Below are 14,406 nucleotides of genomic sequence, written 5' to 3'. Positions count from 1 at the left end.
CTCTAAATCAAAAAATACCGGCCAGGAATGCCGGTGAATTATGCCCTATTTTATAAACTCAAACTTACCATTCTTCCCATCCTTATCCACCTTCAACTGTGCTACATAAAAATCTTTCTGCACCACATCCCCCACCGGCGTAAAAGAAATTTCTCCCAGCGGTGTCTCATATTTCCCCGCCAACAATTGTTTATTTAATTCCACCCTCAACTCTTCCAAAGATAAATTCTTGATATCCGTCTTTTTATCCACCTCCTTTAACGCTTCCACATACACTTGAACTGCCGTAAAAGCTTGAGCACTATATTGAGGAGGTTCATTTTTATACTGATTCAAATAAGCCTCCCGAAAAGTCTTATTTACTTCCCCTGGATGTTGCGGACTATACGCCTGCGCCACCAATACCCCATCACAAAGCGCCTTACACACCGCAAAAATATTAGAAGTATTAAACCCATTACCACCCACAATCACACCTTTATAACCCAACTCTCGCAACTGACGCACCAAATTTCCCCCATCAGCCGCCAGTCCCGAAATCACAACTAAATCAGGATTTAAACTCAACGCATTAGACGCTTGTGCTTGAAAATCTGTATCAGTTGTTTGGAATTTCTGCACCGTAACAATATCAAGTCCCTGCGCTTTTAACGTTTCCTGAAAAATCTCCGTTTCCGACTTGCTAAAAACATCATTTTGGGCATAAAAAACCGCAACTTTTTTAATTTTAGGATTAAGTTTCAAAGCAGCCTTAATAGAATTTGGGGCCACAATCACAATCGGTGCAGAAACTCGCGCCACATAATCGCCAATTTCAGGAACATTTTTTGCCGTAGTTGAAGCCCCAATCACCGGCACTTTTGCGCGATCCGCAAGTGGAGATGCGCTAAAAGCTTGTTGCGACAAAGTAGGGCCAACAATTCCCACTACTTTATCTTTTCCTATCAAACTTTGAAACGCATTAATTGCCCCTGCTTCATCACCCGCCGTATCTTGTAAAACTAATCGAATTGGAACCCCATCAACGCCTCCTTTATCATTAAAATATTTCTCAGCAATTTTGACACCATTTAGCCCTTCTTGACCCAACAAAGCCACATTACTTGTTTGCGCCAAAGCAATACCAATCGGAATCCCATTTGTTAAATCAACCTTAGAAGCACCGGTATTAGCTTGTTGAGCACAAGCACCTAGTAATAAAGCTAACAATAATAAACCAGCATTTCGATGGACAGTCTGTTTCTTCATATCAACCAGCACAATAAACTTAGACACTATCTTATACCAACCGGCCTCTTACGATCATCAAATTAAACTTTCTTCAATAAAAAAACGTTGCTTCTTCCAATCTTTTCTTACTTCTCTCTAACATACCACCCTCCAAAACCCCCGCTTTTGCAGCCTTCAGCAAAGCATCCATTGCCGGATAATACAAATCGTGATCAAAACTAACCAAAATCAAATCAACCCCCGCATTCACCGCCTTAACAACCGCACCAGACAACCCATCTTTACTACCATAAACCGCCTGCATCCCAAAATCATCCGTAATCAAAACCCCATCAAAACCCCAATCTTTCCTAATCATTTCTGCAACAACTTTCTGCGAAAACGAAACCGGATACTCAGAATCTACCGCCATTAGCTTTGCGTGTCCCAGCATAACAAAAGCCTTAGAATCTATCATTAACCTCCGAAAAGGCACCCAATCATCCGCAGTTAATTCACTCAGCGAAGCTTGCAATTCTGCCGCTTGTAAATGCGTATCATCCTCCACTTTCCCCAACCCCGGAAAATGCTTAATTGCACATTTAACTTGATATTTCTCTAAAGTATTACAATACCACAAAGCCACCTCAGCCACTATATTTTTATCCCCAGAAATAGCCCTGCGGTAAATTTGTGAATATTTATCATTAGGATTAACAATTCCCTTATTCAAATCCACCACCGGCGCCAAATTCAAATTCACTCCCATCTCAGCTAAACCCTTCCCTTGTAAAGAAGCATACTCAATCACAGCATCTTTTTTCCCCTCCTTATTTCCCCCAACAATTTGTGAAAGCGCAGGTAAATTCACCAAAGGAGGAGACAAACGAGAAACCGGCCCACCTTCCTGATCCGCCGCCACCCACAAAGGCGATAACCCTTGACTGCGCCGCATTGCTTGCAATATTTCAATTTCTTGTTTAATTTCTTCTATGCTTTTCCCCTTCACATTTCTCGTTGTTATAAACACTCCGCCAATCGCTTTTTTCTCAACCAATAATTTCAACTCTTCAAAATTCCTATAACCAATAATAAAATGCCGGCCTAACTTTTCTAGTTTAGCCGGCTCACTATTAAAAACACCTTGTTTAATATAATTAAACCTCCCTTCAATCCCCAGCGCCATCACCAAACCCAACCCAGCAATAGCAACAATTAAAAAGCTAATTATTTTCGTTTTTTTTAAATAACCTCTCCTTAAACTGTCTGCTTCCAACCAAATCAAACCGGCACCCAAAACCACCACACCCAAAAATAAAACTCCTCGAACATCCGCCATAAAAGGCGTTCGCAAATAACCGACAGCAAACACAATCCCAACAGCCAAAAATAACTTCAAAAATAGCAAAAAAACTCTCATAAACCCAACTAAATTTATTAAAAAAGTTAGAAACCGAGTTTTATAAAAAACCCAGTTTCTTTGCCTATTAAAATCAGAGAAGCAGCCAAAACCTAACTACCCAAACAACGAATCGCCTCCAACATTCCCCGCGCCTTATTCAAAGTTTCCTCATACTCTTTCTCAGGATCAGAATCCGCCACCAAACCGGCCCCAGCCTGTACTGATACAATGTGCGAACCATCTTCCTGACTTTTCACTACCATAGTCCGAATCGCAATCGCCGTAATAAGTTGGCCATCAAAATCATAATAGCCATAAGCCCCAGAATACGGCCCTCTGCGGCATCCTTCCAACTCGTGAATAATCTCCATAGCCCGAATTTTGGGCGCACCACTAACCGTCCCCGCCGGGAAACAAGCCTTCAACAACTCCCACGCACTTTTATCAGGTGCCAACTCTCCCACAACATTACTCACAATGTGCATAACGTGCGAATAAAGTTCAATTACCATCAACTCATCCACACTTACCGTCCCATTCACACAAACTCGCCCCAAATCATTGCGCCCCAAATCCACTAACATAACGTGCTCGGCGCATTCCTTCGGGTCTTCCAACAAATCCTTTTCCAATTCCTTATCTTCTTGGGCTGTCTTTCCGCGCCGGCGAGTTCCCGCAATGGGTCTCACATTAGCTATCTTATGTTCCCCAGGGCCGGTTTCTGCCTTCACCATTACTTCAGGACTAGAGCCAATAATTTGCCAATCGCCAAAATTAAAATAAGCCATATAAGGCGAAGGATTAATCAAACGCAACGAACGATATAAAGCAAAAGGATCGCCCGTATATTCAGCAGAAAGACGTTGAGACAAAACAACCTGAAAAATATCGCCAGCCCTAATATATTCCTTAGCCTTTATCACATTTTCGCAAAAATTTTCTTTAGAAATATTACTGCTGTAAGCAATATCTTGTTCAGCCAAAACTCCCTCAAGAGCCGGTTTCCAATCCAGCAAAGTTTCCTGTTTCGAGAGAGGCATTTGCAACTTATTTACCAAACTTTTAATCCGCTCACAAGCCTTATTATAAGCCGCTTGCAAGCCCACCCCATCCCGTAAATCCGCATAAGCAAGCACAAAAATTTTGCGTTTAACCTGATCAAAAATCAGCAAATTATCAACCTGCATCCACAAGCCATCCGGCAGATTTCTGTCATCCGTCTCGTACACCGGCACCCTAGACTCAATCCAGCGAATCAACTCATAACCCCAAAACCCAAATAACCCACCCACCCCAGGCGGAAGCTGGTCTAACTTCACCGGCACAATAGACTCAATACACTTAGCAATTACCGCAAAAGGATCACCCTCATGCACCTCAACATTACCCGTGCGATAAGATTGAGTTGTTTGATTACCCCGCGCCTCCAAAACCCAAAGAGGATCACAACCCAACAAACTATACCGGCCTATTTTCTCCCCACCCTCAACAGACTCCAACAAAAAACTAAAAGGTTGACCAGCACAAACCTTATACCAAGCAGAAACCGGCGTATCCAAATCAGCAGCCAACTCCTGAAAAACCGGCACAAAATTACCCTTATCAGCCAACCCACAAAACCGTTCAAAATCAGGAAAAATCATCGACAAAAAACCTATAACCAAAAACAATAAAAATCACACCATCCAATCATAACCCCAACCAACCCCCAAACCATCAACCCTGTGGAGCAGGCATCCTACCGAGAGCCCATCCGCGTTTATCCGCGTTTATCTGCGGTTAAAAAACTCCCAAAAACCAAAGTAGAGACGCTGAAACCAACGCCTCTACCAAAATCACCAAGCCAAGATCAGGCTACAAAAACAGCCGAGATCCTAAACTTGATAAGTCGTCTTACCGCTGAACTTGATAGTCGCAGGTTCCGGGTTGCTGCCGATATTGCGATCTTTCTTGCCAACATAGGGACGACCCTCGTTAACCTTCTCAGGAAAGACACCATCATTCGGGTGCAGATATTGAATTTCACCGTTGGGATAAATTCGATAGATTTTGTAATCAGTGATTTTGAATTTAGCCCGGAGTTGCTGACCGCCCAAAGCGATGCAGTATTCCTTGCGAGCCAAATAAAGCAAGTTTTCACCCTTGTTCATAATGGCCGCGCCGCCGGTCGGCAATTCAAACACCTGTTCCTTGGGGCTAGTCCAGGTGATTGCATATTTTTCTTCAACATCTGCTTTTGAGAGCAACCCACCGGTGCCGCCCCCAAACTTAGGCGCTTGTCCTTTAAGTTCTGCCATGAATTTGTCTCTCTATAATTTCAGGCGATTTTTAAGGAATAGTATCACTCTCCCCCCCATTGCTGGTCGAGTCAGTTACGAACTGTTACATGAGAGTCATTTGTCCCTTGTTATTTGTCCTTGGCCAAGCTTAATTAGGGTGGGGTTTTGCCCAGACACTTAAAAAGCCGGCCATAAAAAAACCGGCCCCTAGAAGCCGGCCTCTAAAATTTAAGGGTTATAACCGCGAGGAATTTGACTGAGAGCTTCCCAAGTCTTAGGCCCAACAATACCATCAGCTACAACGCCCACACTTTTTTGGAAACTGCGGACAGCGGCATCTGTAACCGTATTAAAATCACCATCAATTACACCCAAATAAATCTGAGTGAGTTGGAGTACCTTTTGCAGAGTTTTCACAGCTTCACCTTTACTACCAACTTTCAAAACCGGCATATCAACCGGGGCGCCGGTGTAAAGTGCCCGCCAAGTTTTCGGCCCCACAATGCCATCCTGGGGAAGAAAAACCCGAAACTGATACAACTTCACCCCATATTCCACATCATCATCAAAAATTCCATCGGCGTTCTGCCGGTAAGCGCCCAAGTTCTTCAGGAGTTTTTGTAGTTCGGCCACATCTGGGCCTTGAGAACCTTTTTTCAGGGTCGGTTTTTTCCCAGAAGTTTTTACCGCTTGGTTTGTACTGTTCATAACCTTTCCCCTCTTTTAATGTTCTATCGGTTCCTACACCTTCTAAAATACTCTTTACGCAAACGCTTCAACGTCACGCTACAGGGGGATTTCAAAGCATGAAACCGGCTCATCCTTTTGGCTCATCCTTTTGGGGGAATTTATTTTTGGTCATTTGTCATTTGTCAAAATAGGGGCAAACAGCGCCGGCCCCCCATATTTAATTACCGCAAAGCTCGCCGCCGGCCTCCAACCTTGCGCCGTCCACGACTTTCCCGTTCTGGCGGTTGCGCCTTTGGCATTTGCTCTCCCTCAAACACCGGCAAGGTAAAGTGGAATTGACTTCCCTGATCTTTCCCCGCCGAAGTTGCCCAAATTTGCCCATTCCAGCCGCTGACAATTTGTCGGCAAATTGCTAAACCTAAACCAGTCCCACCTTGAGTCCGTCGCAGAGCACCTTCTTCTTGATAAAACCGGTCAAATACTATATCCAACCGTTCTGGGATAATCCCACGTCCAGTATCAGCCACAATTACTTCTACTTCTTTGCCGCCGTTATGTTGCGCTTCTATCGTGATTTGCCCTGGAGAATCGGTAAATTTGCAAGCATTATCAAGCAATTTCGCCAACACCTCAACTAACCATTCACCATCTGCTTGCACCAAAGGTAAATCCACCGGCACCTCAGAGGTAATTAAAAGCGGGTTACTGCCAGACCAGCGAGCGCGAACACTACTCAGGGCCAAATCAATACATTCTTGCAAGGGTAATGGTTCGGGATGCCATTCAACTCGTCCACTTTCCAGCCGAGAAAGCGTCAAAAAGTCTTGAACAAGTTTTCGCAATCTTTCCGCATCTGTTAAAGCAGAATTAAGCATAATTTGCCGTAATTCCAGAGGCATATCTGGGTCAGATGACAGACTTTCTAAACATACTTGAATAGTAGATAAAGGCGTTCTCAATTCGTGGCCGGTTATGGCAATTAAATTACTGCGGGTGCGTTCTAAGGCTTCTAATTGTTGGTTTAGGTCTTCTAAATTTGCATAAGCTTCTGCTTGGATTAAGGCTACACCAACTTGAGCAGCAATCGCATCGACAAGCGTTAATTCTTCTTCTTCCCAACTGCGAGGAAAACAACCACAGTGATGCAGTTCAACAATACCTACAAGCTTATTTTGATAAAGCATGGGTACCATTAACCAAGTGCCAATTTCTTGTTTTTGCAGCAATGTTTGGAAGGGAGTATCAATGAATCTTGGATCAGTTGGGGCATATTCTACCAGCACTCTTTCCCGCTTTTCTCGCACTTCTTGAAATAGAGGATTTTCTTTTAAGGGCCATTTTTGCCCCACCAGGGAGGTAACGTTAGTTCCCAGATATTCATGCTGGACAAGGGCAAATTCGTCGCTACTCTTGCATTTATAAATTAAACACCGGCACGCATCAACTGCTTGACCGAGTTCGCGGGCTGCTACTTGAAAAATCTCTGCTGGGTTGAGCGATTGGCGAATGGCGGCTGTGATCACGTTAACCATCCGTTCTCTGCGTTCTTGGTTGGCGAGAGAGGCGTAGGTTTTGAGGAGTTTGTGCTGACCGGCCTGCAAGTATGTTACCAAGCGTTGGGCAAAGGGCCCCGGATCGATGTTCGGAAAAGCGGGCCGGCCTTCTGAATGCAGGAGTTCTCTTGCTTGATTGATTTTGTCGGCAAGTTCGGGCCGGTAGTGGAGGATACGGCGAAAAATTAATTCAGCGGCGGTACAGGTTACGCAGCGGTCAAATGTCCAAATTCCCTCAAACCGGCGCGATTGATCCATTGCCGGTGCTTGGTTTTTCGGTTGTCCGGTAATTGGTTGGTTTTTTTCTTGACAAATCAGACAACTTGTGTATTGCTCGGAAATAACGACTAAATGCCATTCTTCGCTGAGGCGATCTGAGGGGTTAAAGGCGATGGTTTCGTAGACTTGGGAGGCGTTGGCGAAATCGGTTTCTGGTGCGGCTAGGATATAAACTTGATCGGTAAGGTTGGAGATGCGGCGGTAGCGGTGTGCTTCTTGCCGGTAAAAGCGTTCCCGCTGAAAGCTGGCGATGACGAGGGGTTTTTCTGAGCTAGCCAAAACTTGGTCTTCCATTGCGTGCGAAAGTGCAGTCAAAGAAGGCTTGAAATAAATTTGTGATCGCAATTCGGGCATTGCTTGCAGCAAGTCTTCAAGCACAGAGGTTTGGTTGCTCATGCTTATGGGGGGATAGCTTCTTGTTTGGTTGGATGGTTTTGAGCAAGATACTATTCCAAACTATACAGGTTCCTGTCAAGCTTGCGACACGGCGCTGCTGATTTTTATGGTATTGATACTGCTACGGGAGCTTTTTAGGCAGATATACTTAGGCGTTTTCTTATTTCTCGCCGGTGGGCCGGTTTGAGGGAAGGGGCGAGCGTAAGTTTGAGGGAATGATAAACTCAATGTAAGCTTTTTGGAAGTTATGGGGCCGGTTTTATGACCCAAGAATTAACAAATTTAAGACATAGCATCCTCGCCGGAAGATATGATGAGGCGCTGGAAATTATCGATGAGTTAGAGGCGATGAGCAAAAAAGATGTTTTGCTAAAAATTCAGTCTTTTTTAGTGCGCGTATTTATTCCCCTGATTAAAAATTCTGTCGAACAACGCTTGACAAATTCCTGGGCTGTTTCTATTGCAGATTCTCTCCGCAAAATTAAAAATTTGAATCTCAAAGAAAATAAAAGCTTTTATTATGTCAAACAAGATGAATGGCAATCGTTATTAGAAGAATCCCTTGATGATGCTATCGGGCCGGCAAGTACAGAAGTTCGTGAGGGTATTTATTATAACCGGCGTCAACTTGCCCAATTAATTGAGAAAGCGGTTTTAATAGAAACTACTCAAAAATTGCTGGCTTTAATTTACAGTTATTCGGGCGAAACTTTAGAAGATAAAATTGATGAAATTTTGATGGATTTACCGGGCGGTAATTCGTGGGGTGCCGGTGAAATGAAATAAGGATAAATAGAAGCACTTAATTATTTGTAGGATGGTTTTAGCGTAAGCCTTACCCATCAAAGCCTCTGTTGGGTTTCGTTCCTCTACCCAACCTACACACCCAGAGTTTAATTAAGTTGACTTACTTAGGATGTTTTTTGAAGTAAATTTCATAAAATTGAAAAATAGCATCCAGGCCGGCAAAAATGATCAGACGGGGGAAATTTTACACGAATTTGATTTGAAATAGTTGGAGTTTGGCCACACCGACATCACAACAGCCTCCATAACGTCATCCCCCAGACGGATATCACCAGGGAGGCCGGTTCGCTATCTTAACTCTTAGCCTTAACCAGAACCCAAAAACCCACCCCCAACCATCCCAAATCCAAACGGCTATCCGAAAGGTGGCAAACCGGCTAAAATATAACAAGTTAAAAAATAACCAACTAACAGCAATCCGTCGGTGGTGTTAAAAAATGATGGTCGTCTTTGATGATTTTTGGAGCAATATCTCTCGCTATCCCCGCTACTTTGTCACAATTATTTTGGGGATATTCTTTTTCCTGTTTGATAGACTCAAACCTCTGTTAAAACGACCCGTCACCGCCACCGCTCTCATTGGCCTAACAATTTCTGCATTAGTTTTTGTTATCTTAACACTGCGGGCAATGTTAGGTTTAACACCGGCATGATAGGGACTGGCTTGTAAGGGCGGGTTTATAAATATCTGGACGTTATCATCACAAACCAAGGGTAAACCCCTCCAAGGGGACTGGTGATTAGGTAATAGGTAATTCAAAATAAAAAACTTTCCCCACTACCAATCCCCAATCCCCCATCCTCAATCCCTAATTCCAATCCTTAATTAAAACTATGGCTACAGATCGTAGAGTTTCTCGCGTCGCATCTCTCATTAAACGCGAAGTTAGTCTGATGTTACTTAGCGACATCAAAGATGATCGTGTCGGCGCCGGCATGGTCAGTGTTACCGATGTCGATCTCTCAGGCGACCTCCAACACGCTAAAATTTTTGTGTCTATTTATGGCACTGAGTCCGCCCGCGCCGAAACAATGGCCGGCCTTAGAGCAGTCACCGGTTTTGTTCGCAGCGAACTTGGCCAAAGAGTCCGCCTCCGTCGTACCCCAGAAGTTCTTTTTGTCGAAGACCGTTCCCTCGAACGCGGCGACCGAGTATTATCTTTAATTAACCAACTCAGTCACTCTAGCAACACCGATGCTGAGCCGGTTGATGATGATATTTCCGAGCCTTGAGGATTGACAAAATTGGCGAATTGTGATAAGCAGCAAATTATTCCTGACCTCGACAGCCTTAGCTTAGAGGAAAAAGTGGCCCAGATGTTTGTGATTCGAGCATCTGGATATCTATTTGACCATCAAATTCGCTTCCCAGACTGGGAACCCCAAAAAGCAGCCCTCCAACACCTGATCGCGGATCTGGGTGTGGGGGGTGTCTTATTGCCGGTGGGAAATTCTGGCGATATGTTTTTGCGTTCTCAAGAAATACAATCTTGGGCAAAAATTCCGCTTTTAATTGCTTCCGATGTTGAAGAAGGTGTCGGGCAAAGATTCACCGGCGCCACGCATTTTCCCCCACCAATGGCTTTAAATACCATCGCCCAAAAAGATATTAATTTAGCCGAAAAATACGCAGAGGACTTAGGATATCATATTGCTCAAGAATCCCTGGAATTAGGGATAAATTGGGTTTTGGGGCCGGTGGTTGATGTTAACAATAACCCCGACAATCCTGTTATCAATGTTCGCTCTTTTGGCGAAACTCCAGAACTTGTAAATAAACTGGCAACAGCTTTTATCAAAGGTGCTCATAAATGGCCGGTTTTAACCGTTGCTAAACATTTTCCCGGACATGGAGACACAGCAGTAGATTCGCATATAGACTTGCCGGTTTTACCCCACAGCGACAGCAGATTAAACGAAATTGAATTACCACCATTTATTGCAGCCATAAAAGCCGGTGTCGATGCGATAATGAGCGCTCACCTGCTGATAAAATCTTGGGATAGCGAAAAACCGGCCACCCTCTCTCACAAAATCCTCACCGAAAAACTGCGAAACGAATTACAGTTTGAGGGTTTAATTGTCACAGATGCCCTTGTGATGGGGGCAATTGCCAAAAAATACGGCGCAAACGAAGCCCCAATCTTAGCCTTAGAAGCCGGTGCTGATATATTGTTAATGCCGCTAGATCCTGCCGGTGCCATCGCCGCCATTTGCGATGCCGTCCGGGCCGGTCGGATTACTGAAGCACGAATCAACGAATCTGTCAAGAGAATTTGGACAGCAAAACAAAAAATCTTTTCTTCCCCAATCACTCAATCAGCAATTCCCAACATCGCCACACCGGCAGCCATCTCAAGCGTTACTAACATCTTGCGAGACTCAATGAAAGCCGGCGGGCCTCTGCCACTACAACCACAGCCAGGCGGACGTAATTTAATCTTGCTCGATGATATCTTTTTGTGCGAAGTTTTAGGGCACCATACCCCAGCTATCGCCTTTCCCCGTCAACTTGGTTATAAACTGCAACTCGTAGATCGCAACACCAACCTCACGCCAGACTTAGACCCTACCACCGGCATTCCTACCATATTGCAAATCTTTATTCGTGGCAATCCATTTCGGGGAAGCAACGAAGTAATAGAGTCAGCACTCACCTGGTTTAAAAAATTATTACAAACTCAACAATTGCAGGCCATTGTGATCTACGGTAGTCCTTATACCTTAGAACAATTTTTACCGGCTCTACCAACAGAAATACCTTTTGTTTTTTCCTATGGGCAGCAAATAAGCGCCCAAACCCTAGCCTTAGAAACCTTATTTGGTTCTTCTTTTTCTCTGTCTAATTTTGTTTGATGTCTTTAATGTGCTGAATAGGTGAGGGTTCCAGCGCCATCGAGATGTCTGAAACAAACATTCCGACATTTTTAAGGATGACCTCAAACCACCTAAGCGGAACATTACGGCTAAATCACACCACTATTGTCATCTTCCCAAAGGCAGATTTATTTCTCTGAATCCAGCATAAATCGTGCTTTAAACGAATCCAAAAAATCATGGTTTCCTGACTTTTGGCTTTTCTTCCAGCACCGCAATCCTTGCTGTCAGGCTGTTCGGCAGTTTTTCTTAAAAATTCTTAACCTGTTCTTAATACCATCTTGAGGGTGAAAGCGTCAAAATAGAGAATATTCAGTATAGGGAGATACAAATTGTTTCTTCCCGCCAAAAATCTAACAAAAGTTTACCTCTCCTTAGAGGCGTTTAAGGTTTAGCGATTTGTTACTTTGTAAATCAAGCAAGAAAGGGTAATTATGTCTTTGTCTACCATTCAGTATTCCATCGATCTCATTCAAGAAGAAGCCAGAGAACTCGTGCGTAAGGGAGTTGTCAGCCGGCAGCAGCCCATCTATAGCCTTTGCCAATTTATCCCAGCCCGCGAATGGGCTTGTGTCGAACAAGAACTCGAAAAATGCAACTACTTACTGCGGGATCGAATTGGCGATTTAATGGGAAAAGAACAATGGGAGAATGATTAAGAATGAAATATTTGGCGTCGGGCGTTGTTTGAAGTTTCTCCCCACAACAAACAACGCCCATCGCAACCCTGTCAAGCCTGTTGCTCAGGCATTTTCAGGTTATTGAAGTTTTTCTAATTCCGCGCGTAAAGCTGCAAGTTGGGCTGTGAGTTCTTGGACTTGCGCGTTAATATCAGACTGGCTCTCCGCTTCGGATGTAGTGGTTGAGGTTTCGGCAGTTGGAGTTTGTTGGGAAAAGATCGCATCCACATAAGTGCGAGCTTCTTGCTCAGTAAGTGAGCCTTTGGCGGCCCATTCTTCGGTGAGCAAGCCTAAATTTGATTGCATTTTTGTGAGATTTTCTTGCCTTTTTTCTGGGTCTTGCAAGCTTTCTACCAAAGCGGCGGTAGCACCCAAAGTAATGTGAAATCCTTTTTGAATCGTTTCAGTCAAGTTCTCGTTGTTCATAAGTTAACAAAATCCAGATTTTTGAAGTTTCAGCGCAGCAGTTTGAATTTTTGGGACAAGATGCGGTTTTTTTTAAGGAACCGCAGATGCTTAAAGGACTTTTAACAAAAGAGAAATTTAACCCACACTGTCGAGATAGTGGTTAAGATCCTCGATAACGCGGGTAAGTTCTGCTTCGGTTGTGAGGCGAATACGGTCATCTCTGAGCGAGATCAGCAATTTGGCGGCAAAAGGAGTGGGCCAGATGTTGGGGTTGCAGAAAATTTCCAGAAATATGTCGCCGGTGTATTGATATTCCATTGGTTTCTGGGGGGTAGGTTTGGTTCCACCGCCGGCTTTTGTGGCGCTGACTGCTCTGAGTTTCTGCATGAGTTCCGCAAGAGAGGCTTGCAACTCTTTGGCTGCTTGGGGTGTAAAGCTAAAGGAGACAGAGCCTTCTCCTATATTAAGGGTGAGTTGAGTTAAAGACATGAGCAATTAATCTTAATATCGTATTCTTAATGCTAAAAGATGCGGTGTCTCTTAGGACGGTAGCTAACAAATTCTTAACAGGTTTAGCTGTTTTTATTGCAGAATAGTCTCATTAAACGCGCCGGCGTTTTGAAGATGATAATCGCTAAAACCTAAGCATCATAAGAGTTTTAGTTATTTATACCTCAAAAACAAGCTAGACTAAATTACAGGCAAGTTGCTGTAAAACAAAGGAAAGAATTTATGCTCACAGATAACCGAGCAGCAGTTCGCAAAGTCTTACTCATTACTTTGTTTCTTAATTTAGTGGTAATGGTAATTAAAGCAGGGGTGGGATACATTACCGGCAGTCTTAGCTTGCTGGCAGATGCCTTGCACAGTTTTACCGATAGCGGGAATAATGTTTTAGGATTGGTGACAAATCAGTTTGCCTCGCCACAACCAGATCGTACTCATCCCTACGGACATTTAAAATTTGATGGTATTGGTGCTGTCGGTATTGCTGCTTTTCTCGGACTGGCCGGTTTAGAAATTCTCCGCAGTTCGGTTGATAGAATTGTATCAGGCGGTAAGCCGGTGAATATTTCCCCCGCAGAAATTTGGCTCTTGTTGCTGGTTTTGGGTATTAATATTTTCGTAACGTTTTATGAACGCAAGGCCGGCCAGCGTTTGGGGAGCGGTATCTTAATTGCAGATGCCCAACATACGATGAGTGATATTTGGGTAACAATTTTGGTGATTGCCGGTTTGGTGGGTATTTGGCAAGGCAACGTCTGGAATATCCCTCAACTGCAATGGTTAGATGTGTTTTTAGCTTTTCCGGTGGCGATTTTAGTGTTTAAAAGCGGTTGGGATATTTTACAGCAAAATTTACCCTGGTTAGTTGACAGTGTAGCGATTCCACCCGAAACTCTTTATAACCAGGTTATGCAAGTTGCAGGGGTTGTCAACTGCCACGATATCACGTCTCGTGGTGTTGTAGGCCGGCAAGTTTTTATAGAAATGCACATGATAGTTGATGCAGAAGATGTAGAAACCGCACACCAGATCACTGAAGAAGTGGAGACTCTTTTGCAGGCAAAATATCATCCAGCCAGAATTCTGATTCACGTTGAGCCACCGGCCTACCGCTCAGAACAAATTACTTATGAGTCTCCCTCAGAATAACGCTTATTTTGCAAGTTTTATTCTCTCGGATCAAACGGCTATTCGATGTTAAATAGCTAACAATTTTGTTTAGTTTTCCACAGGAAACCAGAGTTTTCCACAGTTTTATGGAAGTTTTCCACAGTGTATGCTGGGGAGTTCCCCGCCTTGTAGAGACGTTCCGGCGGAAA

The 14,406-nt window shown here is 43.9% G+C and carries 14 protein-coding genes; 6 read left to right on the top strand and 8 right to left on the bottom strand.

Going from position 1 to position 14,406, the window contains the following annotated elements:
* Positions 1 to 45 precede the first annotated feature (45 nt).
* The 6 genes from NG798_RS04575 to NG798_RS04550 all read right to left on the bottom strand — a co-directional run bounded on the left by NG798_RS04575 (position 46) and on the right by NG798_RS04550 (position 7,808).
* Complete coding sequence (locus NG798_RS04575) at positions 46 to 1,275, bottom strand: ABC transporter substrate-binding protein (RefSeq protein WP_317619558.1); 1,230 nt, start codon at positions 1,273 to 1,275, stop codon at positions 46 to 48.
* Between the two features lie 46 nt (positions 1,276 to 1,321).
* Positions 1,322 to 2,629 (bottom strand): glycoside hydrolase family 3 N-terminal domain-containing protein, encoded by a 1,308-nt coding sequence (locus NG798_RS04570; RefSeq protein ID WP_261220632.1) that lies wholly within the window; start codon positions 2,627 to 2,629, stop codon positions 1,322 to 1,324.
* A gap of 92 nt (positions 2,630 to 2,721) precedes the next feature.
* Positions 2,722 to 4,254 carry an anthranilate synthase component I gene (trpE, locus tag NG798_RS04565; protein WP_261220631.1) on the bottom strand — a complete coding sequence of 511 codons (1,533 nt, stop codon included), beginning with the start codon at positions 4,252 to 4,254 and terminating at the stop codon, positions 2,722 to 2,724.
* 231 nt (positions 4,255 to 4,485) lie between these two features.
* A complete protein-coding gene (locus tag NG798_RS04560) occupies positions 4,486 to 4,908 on the bottom strand; it encodes a photosystem I reaction center subunit II PsaD (RefSeq protein WP_261220630.1) in 423 nt (140 codons plus the stop codon).
* 210 nt (positions 4,909 to 5,118) lie between these two features.
* A complete protein-coding gene (locus NG798_RS04555) occupies positions 5,119 to 5,598 on the bottom strand; it encodes a peptidoglycan-binding protein (RefSeq protein WP_261220629.1) in 480 nt (159 codons plus the stop codon).
* A gap of 203 nt (positions 5,599 to 5,801) precedes the next feature.
* Positions 5,802 to 7,808 (bottom strand): DICT sensory domain-containing protein, encoded by a 2,007-nt coding sequence (locus NG798_RS04550; protein ID WP_261220628.1) that lies wholly within the window; start codon positions 7,806 to 7,808, stop codon positions 5,802 to 5,804.
* Positions 7,809 to 8,069: 261 nt separating this feature from the next.
* Here NG798_RS04550 and NG798_RS04545 point away from each other — a divergent pair, with 261 nt between their 5' ends.
* From NG798_RS04545 to NG798_RS04525, 5 genes are all read left to right on the top strand, one after another.
* Entirely contained in the window at positions 8,070 to 8,594 is a 525-nt protein-coding gene (locus NG798_RS04545; RefSeq protein WP_261220627.1) for a hypothetical protein, read from the top strand.
* A gap of 458 nt (positions 8,595 to 9,052) precedes the next feature.
* Positions 9,053 to 9,268, top strand: coding sequence for a DUF751 family protein (locus NG798_RS04540; RefSeq protein ID WP_261220626.1), 216 nt, complete (start codon positions 9,053 to 9,055; stop codon positions 9,266 to 9,268).
* A gap of 181 nt (positions 9,269 to 9,449) precedes the next feature.
* The gene (gene rbfA, locus NG798_RS04535) at positions 9,450 to 9,848 is read left to right on the top strand and encodes a 30S ribosome-binding factor RbfA (RefSeq protein WP_261220625.1); all 399 of its coding nucleotides are present in this window, start codon (positions 9,450 to 9,452) and stop codon (positions 9,846 to 9,848) included.
* A gap of 12 nt (positions 9,849 to 9,860) precedes the next feature.
* Positions 9,861 to 11,471, top strand: coding sequence for a glycoside hydrolase family 3 N-terminal domain-containing protein (locus NG798_RS04530; RefSeq protein WP_261220624.1), 1,611 nt, complete (start codon positions 9,861 to 9,863; stop codon positions 11,469 to 11,471).
* 455 nt (positions 11,472 to 11,926) lie between these two features.
* Complete coding sequence (locus NG798_RS04525) at positions 11,927 to 12,151, top strand: DUF4327 family protein (RefSeq protein WP_261220623.1); 225 nt, start codon at positions 11,927 to 11,929, stop codon at positions 12,149 to 12,151.
* 99 nt (positions 12,152 to 12,250) lie between these two features.
* Here the strand turns inward: NG798_RS04525 and NG798_RS04520 are convergent, their stop codons facing one another.
* Both NG798_RS04520 and NG798_RS04515 read right to left on the bottom strand, forming a co-directional pair.
* Positions 12,251 to 12,598 carry a hypothetical protein gene (locus NG798_RS04520; protein ID WP_261220622.1) on the bottom strand — a complete coding sequence of 116 codons (348 nt, stop codon included), beginning with the start codon at positions 12,596 to 12,598 and terminating at the stop codon, positions 12,251 to 12,253.
* Positions 12,599 to 12,715: 117 nt separating this feature from the next.
* Entirely contained in the window at positions 12,716 to 13,069 is a 354-nt protein-coding gene (locus NG798_RS04515) for a hypothetical protein (RefSeq protein ID WP_261220621.1), read from the bottom strand.
* Between the two features lie 243 nt (positions 13,070 to 13,312).
* Here NG798_RS04515 and NG798_RS04510 point away from each other — a divergent pair, with 243 nt between their 5' ends.
* The gene (locus NG798_RS04510; RefSeq protein WP_261220620.1) at positions 13,313 to 14,236 is read left to right on the top strand and encodes a cation diffusion facilitator family transporter; all 924 of its coding nucleotides are present in this window, start codon (positions 13,313 to 13,315) and stop codon (positions 14,234 to 14,236) included.
* Positions 14,237 to 14,406 lie beyond the last annotated feature (170 nt).

This window comes from Ancylothrix sp. D3o (genome assembly GCF_025370775.1).
In the GTDB taxonomy this organism is placed as follows: domain Bacteria; phylum Cyanobacteriota; class Cyanobacteriia; order Cyanobacteriales; family Oscillatoriaceae; genus Ancylothrix.
This window is presented reverse-complemented; position numbering and strand designations above follow the sequence as displayed.